The sequence below is a fragment of the Thalassoglobus neptunius genome (assembly GCF_007859735.1).
In the GTDB taxonomy this organism is placed as follows: Bacteria; Planctomycetota; Planctomycetia; order Planctomycetales; family Planctomycetaceae; genus Thalassoglobus; species Thalassoglobus neptunius.
Genome location: NZ_SIHI01000001.1, coordinates 2,789,031 through 2,804,985, shown reverse-complemented (window position 1 = coordinate 2,804,985; position 15,955 = coordinate 2,789,031). Strand labels below are relative to the sequence as shown.

General features: G+C 51.8%; 22 protein-coding genes and 1 pseudogene. All 23 read left to right on the top strand.

The window, feature by feature from the left end; genetic code table 11:
• The first annotated feature begins 28 nt into the window (after window positions 1–28).
• The 23 genes and pseudogenes from KOR42_RS11205 (at window position 29) to KOR42_RS11090 (ending at window position 15,897) form a co-directional block, all read left to right on the top strand.
• Window positions 29–1,915 carry a DNA cytosine methyltransferase gene (locus KOR42_RS11205; RefSeq protein WP_197441065.1) on the top strand — a complete coding sequence of 629 codons (1,887 nt, stop codon included), beginning with the start codon at window positions 29–31 and terminating at the stop codon, window positions 1,913–1,915.
• 145 nt (window positions 1,916–2,060) lie between these two features.
• Window positions 2,061–2,435 (top strand): hypothetical protein, encoded by a 375-nt coding sequence (locus tag KOR42_RS11200; RefSeq protein WP_146509732.1) that lies wholly within the window; start codon window positions 2,061–2,063, stop codon window positions 2,433–2,435.
• A complete protein-coding gene (locus KOR42_RS11195) occupies window positions 2,432–2,704 on the top strand; it encodes a hypothetical protein (RefSeq protein WP_146509730.1) in 273 nt (90 codons plus the stop codon). Before KOR42_RS11200 ends, KOR42_RS11195 begins: the two co-directional genes overlap by 4 nt.
• Window positions 2,705–2,725: 21 nt before the next feature.
• Entirely contained in the window at window positions 2,726–3,301 is a 576-nt protein-coding gene (locus KOR42_RS11190; protein WP_146509728.1) for a 3'-5' exonuclease, read from the top strand.
• 834 nt (window positions 3,302–4,135) lie between these two features.
• Window positions 4,136–4,549 carry a hypothetical protein gene (locus KOR42_RS11185; protein ID WP_146509726.1) on the top strand — a complete coding sequence of 138 codons (414 nt, stop codon included), beginning with the start codon at window positions 4,136–4,138 and terminating at the stop codon, window positions 4,547–4,549.
• Window positions 4,550–4,663: 114 nt separating this feature from the next.
• A complete protein-coding gene (locus tag KOR42_RS11180) occupies window positions 4,664–4,879 on the top strand; it encodes a hypothetical protein (protein ID WP_146509724.1) in 216 nt (71 codons plus the stop codon).
• 100 nt (window positions 4,880–4,979) lie between these two features.
• Window positions 4,980–7,112: a DNA methyltransferase family protein gene (locus tag KOR42_RS11175; RefSeq protein WP_146509722.1), complete on the top strand. Its 2,133-nt coding sequence runs from the start codon at window positions 4,980–4,982 to the stop codon at window positions 7,110–7,112.
• Between the two features lie 61 nt (window positions 7,113–7,173).
• Window positions 7,174–7,422 (top strand): hypothetical protein, encoded by a 249-nt coding sequence (locus tag KOR42_RS11170; RefSeq protein WP_146509720.1) that lies wholly within the window; start codon window positions 7,174–7,176, stop codon window positions 7,420–7,422.
• Window positions 7,423–7,560: 138 nt separating this feature from the next.
• Window positions 7,561–7,872, top strand: coding sequence for a hypothetical protein (locus KOR42_RS11165; protein ID WP_146509718.1), 312 nt, complete (start codon window positions 7,561–7,563; stop codon window positions 7,870–7,872).
• Between the two features lie 57 nt (window positions 7,873–7,929).
• Entirely contained in the window at window positions 7,930–8,238 is a 309-nt protein-coding gene (locus KOR42_RS11160; protein WP_146509716.1) for a hypothetical protein, read from the top strand.
• Between the two features lie 352 nt (window positions 8,239–8,590).
• On the top strand, window positions 8,591–8,818 hold the full coding sequence (locus tag KOR42_RS11155; RefSeq protein ID WP_146509714.1) for a hypothetical protein: 228 nt from the start codon (window positions 8,591–8,593) through the stop codon (window positions 8,816–8,818).
• 90 nt (window positions 8,819–8,908) lie between these two features.
• Window positions 8,909–10,339: a hypothetical protein gene (locus tag KOR42_RS11150; protein WP_146509712.1), complete on the top strand. Its 1,431-nt coding sequence runs from the start codon at window positions 8,909–8,911 to the stop codon at window positions 10,337–10,339.
• Window positions 10,332–10,580, top strand: a complete 249-nt coding sequence (locus tag KOR42_RS11145) for a hypothetical protein (RefSeq protein ID WP_146509710.1) — start codon at window positions 10,332–10,334, stop codon at window positions 10,578–10,580. The genes KOR42_RS11150 and KOR42_RS11145 overlap by 8 nt, the downstream gene beginning before the upstream one ends.
• Window positions 10,581–10,629: 49 nt before the next feature.
• Entirely contained in the window at window positions 10,630–10,836 is a 207-nt protein-coding gene (locus KOR42_RS11140) for a hypothetical protein (RefSeq protein ID WP_146509708.1), read from the top strand.
• A 211-nt stretch (window positions 10,837–11,047) separates the two neighbouring features.
• The gene (locus KOR42_RS11135) at window positions 11,048–11,836 is read left to right on the top strand and encodes a DUF5131 family protein (protein ID WP_197441064.1); all 789 of its coding nucleotides are present in this window, start codon (window positions 11,048–11,050) and stop codon (window positions 11,834–11,836) included.
• A 410-nt stretch (window positions 11,837–12,246) separates the two neighbouring features.
• Window positions 12,247–12,798 carry a hypothetical protein gene (locus tag KOR42_RS11125; RefSeq protein ID WP_146509702.1) on the top strand — a complete coding sequence of 184 codons (552 nt, stop codon included), beginning with the start codon at window positions 12,247–12,249 and terminating at the stop codon, window positions 12,796–12,798.
• Window positions 12,799–12,935: 137 nt separating this feature from the next.
• A pseudogene (locus tag KOR42_RS27840) lies at window positions 12,936–13,046 on the top strand (SEC-C metal-binding domain-containing protein); the annotation flags it as partial.
• Entirely contained in the window at window positions 13,043–14,170 is a 1,128-nt protein-coding gene (locus tag KOR42_RS11115) for a DUF5131 family protein (protein ID WP_197441063.1), read from the top strand. The pseudogene KOR42_RS27840 and the gene KOR42_RS11115, both read left to right, overlap by 4 nt.
• A complete protein-coding gene (locus tag KOR42_RS11110) occupies window positions 14,170–14,466 on the top strand; it encodes a hypothetical protein (RefSeq protein WP_146509698.1) in 297 nt (98 codons plus the stop codon). The genes KOR42_RS11115 and KOR42_RS11110 overlap by 1 nt, the downstream gene beginning before the upstream one ends.
• Before the next feature lie 25 nt (window positions 14,467–14,491).
• On the top strand, window positions 14,492–14,791 hold the full coding sequence (locus KOR42_RS11105; RefSeq protein ID WP_146509696.1) for a hypothetical protein: 300 nt from the start codon (window positions 14,492–14,494) through the stop codon (window positions 14,789–14,791).
• Window positions 14,788–14,991, top strand: coding sequence for a hypothetical protein (locus tag KOR42_RS11100; protein WP_146509694.1), 204 nt, complete (start codon window positions 14,788–14,790; stop codon window positions 14,989–14,991). The genes KOR42_RS11105 and KOR42_RS11100 overlap by 4 nt, the downstream gene beginning before the upstream one ends.
• Window positions 14,970–15,290, top strand: a complete 321-nt coding sequence (locus KOR42_RS11095; RefSeq protein ID WP_197441062.1) for a hypothetical protein — start codon at window positions 14,970–14,972, stop codon at window positions 15,288–15,290. Before KOR42_RS11100 ends, KOR42_RS11095 begins: the two co-directional genes overlap by 22 nt.
• The gene (locus KOR42_RS11090) at window positions 15,271–15,897 is read left to right on the top strand and encodes a hypothetical protein (RefSeq protein ID WP_146509690.1); all 627 of its coding nucleotides are present in this window, start codon (window positions 15,271–15,273) and stop codon (window positions 15,895–15,897) included. Before KOR42_RS11095 ends, KOR42_RS11090 begins: the two co-directional genes overlap by 20 nt.
• Window positions 15,898–15,955: the final 58 nt, after the last annotated feature.

Genomic DNA, 15,955 nt, shown 5'->3' with positions numbered 1-15,955 from the left:
CGCTTGCAAAGTAATGGGAGGAACTTGATTGAAGATTCGACAAAAACACTTTTGGTTTAATGAGCCGCATGATTCACCGCTTCCCAAAGGGCGTGAAATCGTTGTCGATTGTTTCGCTGGCGGCGGTGGCGCGTCGGTCGGGTTGGAGTGGGCCATCGGTCGATCAGTCGACGTGGCAATCAACCACAACCGGGAAGCGATTGCCATGCATATGGCGAATCACCCAACAACGAAGCACTACTGCGAAAACCTGTGGGACATCGATCCGGTGGTCGTTTGCGAAGGGCGACCGGTCGGCGCTGCCTGGTTTTCTCCAGACTGCACTCACTTCTCAAAAGCCAAAGGAAAGACGCCGAAGAAGAAAGAGATTCGAGCACTCGCTTGGATTGTTCTTCGATGGGCGGCTCGCGTGAAACCTCGCGTGATCTTCCTTGAGAACGTGGAAGAGTTCGTGACATGGGGGCCACTCAAAAGAGGCCAGCCGATCAAGGAGAAGAAAGGCAAGACTTTCGAAGGCTGGGTTCATCAGCTTCGGGAGTTGGGCTATGACGTCGAATGGCAGAGTGTTGTCGCGAGTGACTTTGGAAGTCCAACTACTCGCAAACGCTTGTTCTTGATTGCTCGCTGTGACGGTAAGCCGATCGTCTGGCCAGAACCGACGCATGGCGGGCCGAAACAGATCGCGAAACAGATCAAGTCGCAAGGCTACTCGCGACTCAAGAAGTGGCGAACCGCTGCGGACATAATCGATTGGTCGATTCCGTGTCCGTCGATCTTCCTGACTCCCGAAGAAGCGAAAGAGCAGGGATGCCGGAGACCTTTGGCAGAGAAGACGATGAAGCGGATCGCGGAAGGGATTCGTCGTTATGTGATCGAAACCAATGACCCGTTCATCGTGAAAGTGAATCACGGCAGTGAGCACTTCCGTGGTCAGCCACTTGATCGGCCTCTGTCTACGATAACTTCCGCGAATGGTTATGGAGTCGTGACGCCGTACGTCTCAAGAATGTTCGGGCAATCGGTGGGGAGTTCAATCAACGTTCCGATCGGTGCACTGACGCAAGAGAACAAGTCGTGCCTTGTCTCTCCGTTCATTCAAGCACTTCAACATGGCGGTTCATCACGTCGAATTGATGATCCAGTTCACACGATCACGGCTTCCACGAAGGACTGTAATCTCGTAGTCGCTCCCTCACTGGTGAGTTACTACGGTCCCAAAGGAGAGCATCATCATCGCGGTCGCCATCTCTTGGAACCGCTTCCGACACAAACGACTGAGAACCGGTTTGCTCTGGTTGCTCCATCGCTCGTGCAGACTGGGTACGGGGAACGTCCGGGGCAGTCTCCACGATGTCTCAACTTGCATCATCCTCTGGGGACGGTCGTTGCTGGGGGCGGAAAGCATGCTCTGGTCTCAGCGTTCATTGCTAAGCACTTTGGAGGAATGGTGGGCGTTCGAGCAGATGTTCCATTTCCGACGATTACCACGCGTGGAACTCAGAATCAAGTTGTCGCAGTCAACATGATCAGTGGAAATCAGACGACAAACAGAGTCGAGGAAGTCCGTGCGTTTCTCACGACCTACTACGGAAACGGTGGCAAGACAAGTCTGAACAGACCCGTCCCAACGGTCACAACCAAGGATCGCATCGCACTCGGAATCGTCCTGGTCTCAGGTCAGCCGTTCCAGATCGTCGACATCGGGATGCGAATGCTGACCCCGCGAGAACTTTTCGCGGCTCAGGGGTTCCCTGACGACTACGACATCGACACTGGTTTGGACGGTAAACCGGCAACGAAGAAGACTCAAGTTGCCCGGTGCGGGAATTCGGTTTGTCCACATCCAGCTTCTGTGGTCGTTTGTGCCAACTTCCGAATTAAGCATGTTCGAAGTCAGGTGAAAGTGACTGCATAAGTTCAGTCAATGAATCAATACGCTGTCGACTGAACTGCGAACCATGAAGAGAACCTGTTGAAGTTTCGTTATTGTGACGATACCGTTGAAGAGCCTCATGTGGGGCGACGTGAACCGGGGCGGACACCGGTCAGGAGAGTTTTGCATGTGGAGTATGACAAATCAGAGCGATCGACGTTTGCCCGGTTGGGTTTCGATGACATCGGTCGATTCTGAAATTAGTGAAGCGGCGGGATTACGTTTCTCCCCTGTGACAACAGACACTGATGCGGCAATGCGTGCTGCGTATGCGTTGGGGTTGTTCCAAGGGGGGCGTGATCGGCAGGTTACTTTGATTCCTGAGACTTCGGGGAAGGATTGTCTTGTCCTATCAGTTGGACCGACGGCCGAGAATGAAGTCTTGGGACAGGGTGTGACCATCGCGCAGGCAATTGCCGCTGCACTCTATTGGATGATTCGTGAGAAAACCGATTCAGTCGGCTGTGTCGAAATTCCCGTTGCGCGAGGGGCGTCGGCATGATTGAGGCGAGAACCGAAGAAATGATGATTAACACCGATCAGTATGCTTCACCAGCGTATTGTGCAAGGAAGTTCGATGTTCCACGAAGCACGATCCAAAGCGCTAAAGATCGTGGGGAGATCGACTTCGTGACGTTCCAGTGTGGAACGGAGATGTACCGTGTAGCCTCGGTCGAACAATGGCAAATCGATCGCGAGCAAGAGCGGATCAAGCTTGCTGAAAAGAAAATGCAAGCCGACATCGCTCGATCGCGAAAGGCTTCAAGCTAAATCAGAAAGGGGTTGTTGAGTATGAATGTTGTCGTGTTTGACTTGGAGACGGGTGGGTTCAATTCGAGGATTCATCCAATTACCCAACTGGCTGCTATCGCAGTTGAATTCTCATCCTTGAGGGTATTGGATCAATTCGAGGTCAAGGTTCAGTTCCGAGAGCAGGATGCAACTCGCGATGCTCTGGAGAAGAACTCCTATGATCCTGCTGTATGGAAACGCGAAGCGGTAGACGAATATCAGGCGCGTCAAGACTTTAGTGGCTGGTTGCGAGACTATTGTGATGTGGAATTGATCAGTCGAAGAGGCAAACCATACTTCGTCGCGCAAATGGTTGGTCACAACTCTGACCGCTTTGACTTGCCATTCCTTCAAGATTGGTACAAGAAAGCAGACGAATTCTGCCCATGCTATTCAGCGTCCTGGGACACATGTCAGTTGGCAAGATGGAAATTTGCAATGCATGACGGGAGTGGGCCGAAGGACTACAAGCTTGAAAATCTTTGCGATTACTTCGGGATCGAACGTGGGAATCATGATGCTGCTGGCGATGCCCAAGCGACCGTCGAACTGATCAGGTCACTCCGCGAGATGTGAAAAGAAAGGGCTCTGAGATGATCAGGGATGAATACGACTTAGACGACCTGAATGTTCCACGAGTTCGCCGGATGGAGACGTCAGAAGAGGCGTCAGACAGATTGTGGAGAGCCTACATTCTGTCACCTCCAGAAGAACGGTATGAGGCTTTGCTACGCTTCCGAAGTGGCGAGAGACACATGATTGAGCCCAGAGACCGCAGGGTGTCAGTCAAGGCTGAAATCATGTGCCGTCAACTTTCCGAAGACCAGATCGACTGGGTGCGAGTCCACTTTCACAGGGGCTGGTCAACGCGCCAGATGGCGTTCCGCCTGGACGTTTCGGAGGCTTCGGTGGACAGGGTTGTTCAGCGGATTGTCAGTTCCGAATGTTCTAGCGATTCTGTTTGTTCCGTTGGCATGTGAACTTTCTTATTGGTGACTGTCCTGATTTGGAGGAATCTGTTGATTCTGTTTGAAACAAAAACGCTAATACAATGAGGGCATTTTTCTCGATGAGAAAGGGCGATGATGAGATCAACGAAAGACGGCCTGAGACGGACAGTTCGAGTCAACTCATTGGGTAGATCGTCGTGTGAACGATGCGGAAATTGCGATGAATGTTGTCGATGGATTCGGTTGGAACGTGCTTTTGAAACGCTGAAAGAGCTAGTTTGGCAAGTCATGAGAGATCAGTCGATTGATGAAAGAACTCTTGAGAAGGCCAGAAAGCTGACACTGGAATTTGACGGGGAGGATGGAACAGGTTGATCGGTTTTATGGACAATCTCTTCATATGGCCTAAGATGGCGTCTGTGACTTGTGCAGCAGGGCTATTGTGATCACTGGAGGCCAAGTGTTAGAGACTGATCAGGAGTCAGCGGCGGTTTATCGGTTTGTCATTCAGGAGACGGTTGACAGGGGAACGGAAGACGAAAGAACGGTCCGGGACACGCGGTACGCAATCGGTTGCGGACTCGTGGATGCCATCGATTCAGTCAACAGCAACGGAAATGTGAAGTTCTTTTTTGCTGAGCGGTTAGGGGATCTCGTGGCCTGCTGTGGCCAAATACCGCTCTTTGTTTTTCGGATGCGAGTTCTTCGGGATGACCCGAAACTGAATCGTGAATACTGGGTCGCTGCGCCTGATGAGATAGATGGCGAGAAGTTGATGCGAGAACTGACTGAGTCGCTTCAGGCCGGTGCCAGCTTGCTCGCAAAGTTCCCGGTCAGTTGCGTCGGAAAACTCTTCGCTCAGTCGATTCCGTGAATGTGACGAATGTTCAGAACTAATTGTTGCTTCGTCGGCACAATGCCGATACGATTAACGAGTCGAAGCAAATTCGACAACGCAACCTGAGCGGATCAGGAAGAGGCTGCTGAAATGACGCCAGAGCAAAAGCAGAAGATTGACGCTTATTTGACCGGCAACCACCTTGAGAGCTTTACGCTCAGTTGTTTCGTGGGCATGGTCGAGACGGGAGAGATCCCGATTACTGTGTTCGAAGAGTATTCTCAGTCTCTTGCACAGAAGATTCGCGGTGTGGCAATTGCCCTGGATGTTCCGCTGGAACTGTTTCAAATTGAAAAGAACCTGTAACCATTGCTTACAAGTTGAACTGTCAAGGAATCCTTAACAGTTCAACAGGCTTCGAAAGCCAAGGCTGAACCAGAGCCGATCTGGTAGGGAGAATGCTCAAATGACTGCTCTTGTTGCAAATGGCCAGTCAGCACTGGCGAAGATTCTGGCTGATGTTAAGCGAGTCCGATCTGGACAGATAACGGCCGATGAGGTTCGTGAGACGATGCGGCGGTCAATCGATGAACATGAGCAGATTGCTCTGGAATTGAACAAGAAGACGCTCAAGGAACTGGCGCCTGATGGTGCTGGACGAAGCACCAAAAAGGAGATCGTCGACAGTATCATCGACTCTCTGCAAATGCAGTTGCTTCCCGGCGACTCTTTCTCATGGGAGCCATTTTCAGAAACCAAAGAGCAAGCACTGCTGCTCCACGCAAAGAAATTGACCGACGAAGACATTCAGAACCATGTCAAAGTGATTCAGGACCGAGTCGACCAGAACCTCAAAGTCATTGAGAATCCGGAGACTCTGGAAGAATTTCGAAAGCGTTCACGATTGCTGGATGACTCCAGTCTGAGCGATGAACAACTTGCTTTGTGGGATCGATTGGAGTCAGAGAGTCGGCGCGAACTACGCGAAAGTAAGAAGCGGTCAACCACGGTTGAACAATTCAGCGTGGACGGTCTCGAATTGAGCCTGAAAGAAGGCTATCACGACAAGAATCAGTGCCCATTGTGGATTGTTCAGATGGGATGTCGAATTCCCACGGAGCACTACAGAGAGCTTCTGGTCAAGGCCAAGCAGCTTGGAGGGTGGTATTCATCATTCAAGAAATCTGACGCGGGATTCCAATTCTACGAGAAGTCTCAGGCAGATCAGTTTCTGAGCCTGCTGCATGGTGACACCGATCGATCGGAGATCCTGGCGAACCGACAGAGACGGAAAGAACTAACCGCCGTTGAGCGACTCCGGGAACTTGCGGAAGGAATCGAGTCTCGCGCAAACCATGAGTTGAATCGAGAACGCAAAGAGAACACTCACAAAAGGGCGGGAGAATCTGCCTACGCTCGTGAACGTGCGAGATGTGACTTGGCTCAAGCCAAGACAGTGCGAGCGATTGCAGACGCAGTGGAGTCCGATCCTGAGCATCCGTTACGAGACATCCGCTATCTGACTGACGTTGACGGTCTTAAGTCGGTGCTCTGGGCTGCAACACGCAAGCGACAGGAGAAACAGGTCAAAGAGCTTGCTGAGGGTTTGAGCAACTACGAGCGGAATCTGTCAGCGAATTCGATTCGAGAGAGTCGGACGGAACCGAGTGATGTGAGATTCGCCGAACTGCCACATCCAGAAGTCTATGCTCGGCACTTGTACGACATGGGGAACCACTTATTGAAAGTCAAAGGTGCGATCCGGCTGGGGCAGAAGATTAAGAAGCGAGTAGAAAGGTTTCAGCGGAAAGGTGACTACAACGAAACAGTTCACTTTCGAAGCACTTTCGAAATCGAGGAATTGTCAGCAGCATACTCGAAAGCAGTCAAGACGGGGTTTGAGTGCGTTTGGATTCAAGACGACATTACCGACTGGAAGCGGTTTCAGAGACTTGGAATTCATTCAATCTATGAGATGCGGCATGCACTCAGAGCGTTGCTTCCTTTGCTTGGTGTGATCGAAGAAGAGCCGCCAGTTCAGAAGATGATGCGGGATCTGATCGGAGTGAAAATTGACGGGTTCTTTCCGACTCCGGACGATATCTGTGAACTCGTGATTCAGGAAGCAGGCATTCGTGACGGAATGAAAGTCCTGGAACCGTCTGCGGGGATTGGTTCACTGGCCGATGCTGCGAGAGAAGCGGCGGATTGTGAAGTGGTCTGCGTCGAGATCAGTTCGCGTCTGAGAGAAATTCTGAAAGCGAAAGGTCACACACTGGACGATCGTCGCGATTTCCTTGAACCGAAACTCGACAAAGATCTCTATGACCGAATCGTGGCCAATCCACCTTTTGAGAACGGGGCGGATATCGTTCACGTCCAGCACGCTTATGAAGAACTTGCAGAAGGTGGGCGTTTGGTTTCCATCATGAGTGAGGGGCCATTCTTTCGGAGTGACTCGAAAGCGGAGGGCTTTCGTGACTGGTTGGAAAACGAGGTCAACGGTTGGAGTCGTCAGCTTCCAAGTGATGCCTTCAGTCGAGGAAATGCGTTTCGATCCACTGGTGTGCAAACGCGGCTGGTTGTGATCGACAAGTGAGTGGGATCTTCTCAGCGGGGTGAGATGTCGTCCCGCTCTCTTTCTTTTTCTGAGGTCTACGATGAGTGCCGAAGTCGCATACAGGATTTACAAAGACGAAAACGGTTACATTCCTTTGCTGATGCCGTTGGATGTGATGGCTGATGTCGATCTTTATCTCGACAAAAAGGTGAGCCAAGGGCTTGTTCTGTTTACGTCGCGTGGTCGTATGATCAGACCAGACAGAGCGTGCAAGGAACAGTCCAACCATGACGAGCGGATTCTGGCAGAGTGGTTCTGGCCAGAAACCTTGCACGAACATTTTTCGTAAAACCGCCGAAACGGATTGATCCATCATTGATTCGTCGTCGTTATTACGATAGAGTCAACGTGTCGAACATTCGACAAACGCAAACCTGAGCGGATCAGGAAAACCCAGCCAGTGGGGAACTGGTAAGGAGTCTTCAAGATGTCTCACTCTTTCGCTTCAGAGACCACTTACTCAGTCATCGAAATCGCCAACATTGAGGGCGACTGGATTGACGCTGATGACAACCCACATCGTGAACTCGGTTCCATTGCAGAGTCTCTTGGCTTCACTGAAGACGCGGAATTCCGAGTAGAGTTTGAAGTCCGTCGATCGATGGAGTGGGTCAGTGACGAGTTCGGTTCTTACAAGAGCGGTGAAGTCGTCGCCGTGGACGCGACAGTCAACGGGAAGTCTCTTGATGTAAATCGCATTCCGGATGAGGTTATCGAAAAGCTGACTGAGTGCCTGTAGTGAATCTGGTTGAGCCTCCCCGGAGAAATTCGGGGAGGCTTTTGTGGAGAGCACAAAATGCCCATTGAGATTTCACCACCGAAGATCGAAGGCGAAACCGTGTTGGTCAAGCGAGTCAACTGGAGAGTGACTCGACAGGGATATCACCAGTGCGGGGACATCCAGTTGCGACCAGTTGGAGAGCGTCCGTACGGTCGTCAGCGATGGGGGATCTTCGTGAAGCGGGGTGGTCGTTGGGTTCGCTGCTATGCGAAGTCGAGACCTTATTCCTACGGAGATCCCGGATCGATCAAGGTTGGTTTGGGGAACGTGAAAACACTGGTGATTGGTGATCCAACGGGTTTCAAGAGTGGGGAAAGTCGATGAATATCGAAGAGGGAAAAGTTCGAAAAGGTGGGCAGAACAAATCGCTGAAATCAAGCAAGCGACCGAAGAAACCTGGTGGGTCAGGTCAAGACTCAGAGTCCTCCAACTGGCCTCCATCGTTGGAGAACAGTCAGTTGCTCGCTGGGAAGGGGAGTCAGTTCACTGACAGCGACGTGATCTCGGCACTTCAGTTCGTAGTGAGCCTTCAAAGAGATTCGAACAGGGATCTGTTGAAACGTCTGAAGTGCTGGATTCAATCAAAGTGTGAATGCGGTGGTCTAAGTCCTGGAGAACGGGACGGAGCAGGGATCGTTGTCACAAAGATTGAGATGATGCTTGAGGAGTTGGATCAATGACGTGGACTCCTGAGATCGGAGAAGAGATGGAGTCGCTGATTAGTGAAACAGAACTGACCGGATTGACTCAGGTGTATGAACTGAGGACACCGGAAGCGATGGGCGGCGGTCTGATCTCTCGTCGGAGTTTTATGAACGAAGAAATCGCGATCAATTATTTCATAGAACACTACCCGAACGAGTGCCGAGGAGTGTTCGAAGTTCGCTGTGTGGAGAACTGGTAAGCCGTTTTGTTGAGCTTAACAAAATGGTCTGTAGATGGCTGGTGAGCAGCAAAGGCTAAGTCGGGGCCGATCCGACTGGGAAAAATGTTGATGAGTAATGATTCGAATTTTCGCCTGTTGGGTATTCATCTTCGCGGTGCTGTCAAACAGTACGCGGAGAAGTGCAAAGACTTGCTGGAGTTTGTTTCCAAGTATGGGCCTGACGACTTTGAAGTTCCGCCATGCGACATGATCACAGATGACTTGAAGTCCCTGTTGAGTTCGATCGAGGGGCAATTGGAGACATTTGCCCTCCGTTTGAACGCGGTGAATAAATCTGAGACCAGCGAAGACGGGCCAGCAATTCCGGAATTGCTGGAGAAACTGAAAGCTTCTGGAACACTGGATGCGTTCATTCAGGGTTTCAACTCCTCTGCGCCCGATCAGGTTCGTGAGATCGTCCAGAACTGGACTCCGAAAGCCGATGTGACGTTGCCCTGCGATGAGACACCGTCAGACAGTGAGCAGCCGTCTGATCCAGTTGAGGAAGGTGAAGAAGACACGCATCGTTTCTATCAACCGATGCGTGTAGTTGCATCGAAGGGGGAAAGAAAAGACTGGAAGTTTCCTGAACCGATTGAGAAGCATTCAATCGCTGACGAGATCCAGAAGCGAGCAGTTGACGGAAAGTATCGATACGAATACTCCCGAATGCCGCTTAGTTCGCATGTGTTTGAATCCCTAATGAGGGGTGACACTTGGGTGTTTGAAGGACGGGATGTGGGAGACGTCCTGAACTACTTGGCTGTGCGATTCGGCGAAAAGCAAGAATGGTGGGAGATGCTTGCCGAGAAAGTGAAATGTCACGTTGCGGGGTCGGAATCCGAAGAGTCCACTGAGGAACAGGGTCAGGCAGAGAAAGAGACTGACGACAATTCGCCACGATCGGACTGGATGTATCACAGCGATCCAGCGTGGCTGATCCTTAATATGGCGAAGTGTCGCGGGTGGACTTTGAGGCAGATGTGCGAATTGACCGGACTGAATCATGAATTGGTCTGGGAGATGATCGTTTATCGAAAGTGGCCAGACGAGTGTCGGTTCAAAGAGGTTCTGTGTCCGAAGGCTCTTGAACGGATCTTTCGTGAGTGGAATGAAGCTCCGGAGTATCGATCGAAAGAATGGGGCGTGAAGCTTCCGAATCCAGAAGCATCATTCCCGACGATTTCGGAAGCGATGAGGAATGAGGCTGAGAAGAGGTGGGGCGATCAGGTCGAGCGGGGACTGTCAAAGCGGGCAAGGGATGTAGAACTATTCTCCCAGTCCGATCTAGGTGAGTTCGAAGTCAGGAGACTTCTGTCTCACGACTTGGGGATCGATCATTGGAGACGGGCCGCCAACGGTCTGGCCAATTCTTTAGGCCATGATCCGAGTTGGTGGTTTGAGGTCATCGCGAGGACGGCTCTGAGGCAAGGCTACAAAAACTCCACTTTGCCGACCAATGAGAACGAAGCCTCCAGGTCGGAGGCGAGCAATGGCTAGGACAGCTCGCGCCCAATACGCATCTGGTGAGTACCGTCACTACAAGGGTTCACGCTGGGTGGCGCATGTGGTGAAAACCGCCGACTACTGTCGACTCGATGGAAAACTAAAGCTCTCCAAGAAAGCCGCCAAGAGACAAAAGCGGCATATGGAATCGCTGGGTGACAATCGATTGAACACTTACCGATGCCCACATTGCGGATCGTGGCACGTGGGGCACAACGGACGGATTGAGGACTGATCAAATCAGTTGTCAAGGAATCCTTAACAACTGAACTGGGGGGCAGGCTATGAGCCAGAGATGGGTTGAGATTGAAGTTGTTGAAGTCATTCGCATGACAGATGCCGCCATGTTGGTTGAAGACGAGAACGGAGAGGAAGTCTGGATTCCGTACTCGCAGATTCAAGACTCGGATTCGGTTTCAGAGGGTGATTGCAACGTCACTCTCACAGTCACGCGATGGATCGCTGAAGAAAAAGACCTGAGCTACTTCTGACAGACGAACGAGGTACGGATTCGATGGCTAGAAAGACTTGTGAACTCGTTCAAGCGAATTGTTTTCTCTGCGAACGGTCTTGGTTTTGCCTGCTTTTCGTGAACTGGTTCTTGGAAACGTTCACTGTCAGTTGCATGTCGTGTGGTTGCGTAGTTGACACGGGAACGATTGATGAAATTGAAGATTTAACCAGTCAATGGGAGCAAGATTGATGGCTAAACAAACAGGGATTTCGTGGACGGACGCAACCTGGAACGCATGGATCGGCTGCGAAAAAGTCTCTCCGGGATGCAAAAACTGCTATGCCGAATCGTTTGTGAAGAACCGCATGGGAAAGAAACTGTGGGGGCCGCCACTGACAACAACTCGGCAAGTCACAAAAACCTTGAAAGACGTTGGCAAGTGGAACAAAGAGGCAGAGAGTGAGCAACTACTCCGGAGAGTGTTCACGTCTTCTCTGTCGGACTTCTTTGAAGATCATCCGGTCGCGAATGAGCATCGACCGAAAGCGTGGTACATCATCAAGCAATGTCCGTGGTTGCATTTTCAGATTCTGACAAAGCGGCCGCATCGAATTGGATCGTGTCTGCCGTCTGACTGGGGCGACGGGTATCCCAACGTCTGGCTGGGGACTTCGATCGAAGAATCTGACTACAGCTATCGGGCGACTTGTCTCAATGAGATTCCAGCGGTCTGTCGGTTCATCAGTTATGAGCCAGCATTGGGGCCATTGAACGGGTTGAATCTCAGCGGCATCGACTGGGTGATTTACGGGGCGGAATCTGGATCAAATCGGCGTCCAGAAGACAAGCAATGGGCAAGGGATATGCGAGACAAGTGCCGGGGTGCAGGCGTTGCGTTCTTCCACAAGCAGAGCAGTGCGTTCAAGTCGGGTCAAGGTGTGGAACTGGATGGCGAGTTGATTCAGGAGTTCCCGCTTCCGCGTGGGGTGGAGAGTCTGGATCAGTTCAAGACGAAGGGGACGGTGCAGGCATGCTGACGGATGATAAGTGCGATTTCTGTGGACAACCGAATTGCACCTCTGAGGAGCACATTCAAATCATCAGAGAGGTTGAAGAGAGCATCGAACAGGCAATGCAGTTCGAGAGAAGCCTGTCCCTGCGAGTAGCCGTGTCGCAGCGGTGCAAGGTTGATCAACCGGACTTCGAACCGTGCCGACTGATGAGATGGTTTTATGTTCTGAAGTATCTCATCTGCACTCAATTCGGTCTGGACCGAGACTCCAAGAATCGAGCGCATCCACCGAGCGTGTCAGTTGGCGAGTTTAACGAATTCGGCGGCGGATACAGTTGGAGTGTGTGCATCGCGAGAGTCGGGGAGGGCGTCTTCACTGGGTGGTGGGCAGACATCGAGCACGATGGAGAATGTTTCATCTGATTAGGAAAGTGGATGACTGTGCAGCGTGATGAACCGAATCCTGAGGTGATGGCGTTCCTTGAACGGGCCGTCGACCTGGTTGCCCAGCAACCGGAATGGCAGAAAGGACTTCTCGAAGCAAGTTCAAGATCAACAAATCAAGTTCCAAGGAGTACGAAGGTGAGTGAAATTAAAGAGGTTGATGTCACTATTCAAGTTCCCGCTGAGATCACGATGAACGGGACGGTTTATGACTTCACGAATGAGTTTCGTGAGGCCGTGAGAGGGGAGGGGTATTACTCACTCTATGATTCGAGGGCTTATGTCTGTGGAGCCGTCCGAACTGTTCATGAGCACCCAATCTACAAACCCCGCCTCATCGACGTGAGCAAAGTTCCGTGGCTGAAGAGGGGGACGTGGATTGCAGAGGACTCAGATGGGTCGCAATTCATCTTCAATAGTCAACCACACTTCGACTGTGATTGCTGGCACTCTGGCCACAAGGAAGTCCAGATCAACCCTGTTCCCGGACTCTTCCACGAATCCCTGATGTACTATCAGCGGATCGTCGAGGGGCAGGGGTGATGGACCGATCAGCGATGGTGTCAATGGCTGTCGGTGCGATGGCGGCGTTCCCGGAGGCTTACAGATTCGGAGAAGTCCAAGGGTGTGGCAATCCGGACGATCCGAGTCAGGCGATTCGCGGTCGAGTGGTCGGCTGGGACAGCGGGGGCAAACGCAAAGAACCTCGCGTGGGACGGAACGATCCTTGCCCGTGCGGAAGCGGGAAGAAGTTCAAGAAATGCTGCCGAACGAACGGAGAGAAACGATGAGCAATGAGACTGATTCTGGAAATGTGTGGTGGGACAAGATCTTCAATCCGTGGACTGTCGACGGAGACAGGCGAGTGCTGACGGATCTTGAGGAATGGGACGAGATCGAATCTCTGGACAAGTCTTGCAAGGGAGGGGAACGGCTGAGGGTTCGCGTCGACGTGGACGTCTTCGAAGACTTTCAGGGGAAGCATGGCAACCCGTGGATGAATGACAGTGAAGGCTGGATACTGCACATACTCACAGATGGAAGCTACTCAACTTTCGCGTCTTCCAAGGGCAGGCCGATCGGAACACCGTCGATTTACCCAAGGGCGTTGATGATCACTGACGTTCGCAACAGGTTCTTCAGTCTGGTCGACAGGTGCTCGAACCTCGACTTCGTACTGAGCACGGGACATCCAGAGAACGTGCAGAGAATCTGGCCGGACATCCGACGCGAGGGACAGTCTATTGCGTTCGATGAGGAGACTGCGAAAGCGTATGGCGTGAAAGATGGTGAGTGGGTCGAAAGTGTTCATGTGTTGTCGAATTGGCATCGACGGAACGTCTGGCTGCTCGTGAGAGTCAGCACACAAGAGGAGTTGAAAGAACGAGTCTTGCGGCTCCTGGAGTGCCGAGATGTAGCGGACGTTGTGGGAGTTCGCATTTGCGATCCGAATGAGGCATTGAACTTCTATGCGATTCCGTACAAAGAGAGGTCTGAGGAAGAAGCGAGAAGTTTGCACAATGGGCTGGGTTCGAATGACTGGACAGTCCTGTACGTCAACGTACTCACTGGAATGAGAGCCACTTCGTTCTTCAGTGGTGAGGCGGACCCGAAGTACAAGATCGACTGGGTTGTCTTTGATGGCGGTCCAGATCCGGTGCAAACGGACTGGGTGAGACTGGTTGCGAATGCGTGCGAGGTCTCTGGAGTTCCGTTCTGGTTCGAGTCGTGGGGAGACTGGATTCCGTCAGGAATGGTCGATGAGAACTTGCTAATGGAGAACATCATTCCATCTGCGTTGATAGGTGGTCGACCAATGTCTCATGTCGGACGGGAGCACTCTGGGAACATTCTGGACGGCAAGCAGCATCTCGAACTTCCAGAGGTCGCTCGTCAGACTGCGGGGAGTTCCTGATGGCGAGGGTGTACGGGGGCAAGCGGATTGCCAGTGAGAAGCTGAATCTCCGTGGCGGTCAAAAAGTCTGGTTTTGTGACGGCTGCGGAGAGGCGTTCACTTGGGACGAGTTTAGTTCCGTGTTCGGTTCGTTTCTGATTGAAGAGAAGGGGGACTACCACCGACTCTGGATTGCCTGCTCGGACGAGTGTCGAGGTCAAAGGCCGGAAGGTTTTCCCAAGGGGGTCAGGAAGCCGAAGGGTCCGCTTGTGCGGTGTGGTCTTTACGGCGAATTCAATGATCGGAGTGGATTCTAAGAATCACAGAAAGGAGAGAATTGGAATGAGCGACTTCCAGAAAATGATGGAATTCCGCAATGCGTCGTGGTCGATGGTCTACCAGTGCCAGGCTGACAAGATCGACAAGGACGCAATCTTCGGGGCTTCTGAGAATCTCGAAGCCTGTTTGCATATGACGGAATCAATCTGTGAACAAATGGAGCACGCTTTGACGTGTCAGGAAGCAAAGTTTCTTCTGACGCTTATTGATGTCAACAGTCGCGAGTACAACATCGATCTTGGGCCTGAAAGGCCAGCGATCAGAAAGCTTCGACGAATCGCCGAAAGGATAGAAGACCGATGAAGATTTCAAGACGAGCGTTCTTCGCAAGAGTTCAGGTGACAGCGTTGAAGTGGTCACAGTTGCTAGGGCTGATGGGATTCAGACTCAAGATGTACGGCGCAGGCGTGCCGGGGTATTCAGCGTCCATTTCGTTTCTGGGGCGTTGCGTCGGCTTTCTGACGAAAGACGGCCACATTCAGTGGTTGTCACAACTCAAGTGATGGGACAAATGAACGGGAAATACACCAGCATTCACGTCGTCAAGGTGCATCGCCAGAACACCAAAGCAATCTGGATTGAGACCGTTGACGGAGAAATCCACATCGTTCCGAGATCACAACTGAAGTTCCCTCACGGATACGAACAGGGAGATAGGGACTTCAAAATGGCGATTGCCAGCAGAATCGTGGAACTGGACGGGATCGGAATGGGATTGAAGTCTTTCGACCCATTGGCGGAGCGGGAGCGTAAGCGAGTCAGTCCTTACAGGCACAGGAAGAATGCGAAGAAGAAGTCGTAAGACTCCACGGTCGTGGATCGTAGTTTCCACGATCAACGATGCGAATGGGACGTGGGCAAAACTCTTCCCCACTGAGGATGCAGCGAACCGGTTTGCTGCGGACTACATACGTGAGCATCGAATGCAGCGGGTTCGAGAGATTCTCCCGTTCCGAAACGAGGAACTGCATTTGAAGCCGATTGAGTTCTTCAGTGATGGGGAGCTGATTGAAATCCACGTCGAGACATTGGATAACTCGGAGTGGCTGATTGTGATCCCAGAAGGGTTTCATCCGGAAACGAGAGTCAACAGAAACTCGTCCGAACAAACTAGGGAAGTAAGCGGAGAGTGGAATATGGAGAGTGAAAAGTGGCTGATCTGTGAGAAATCACCGGGGCAGTTTTCCAGTGAGTATGCTGTCGCAATCAAGACATTCGACGGGGCGTCCGTCTCTGGGTTTGCGTCAATTGAAAACGTTATCGTTGGAGACGATGGAGTAGCTTTGGTGAAGGTGGACGTAGTGCATCCGGACCGTGGCGGGCAGATGGTTCTGGTCGAACCATACATGGAAATGGTTGAGGGTGGGAGCTTTGTGACAGTCGCGAACGATCAGCTTCGCGATATCTGAGAAAACGAGACCGATTGGGTGCCAAGTCTGATCGTCAAGTTGAAGGGGACGGGATATA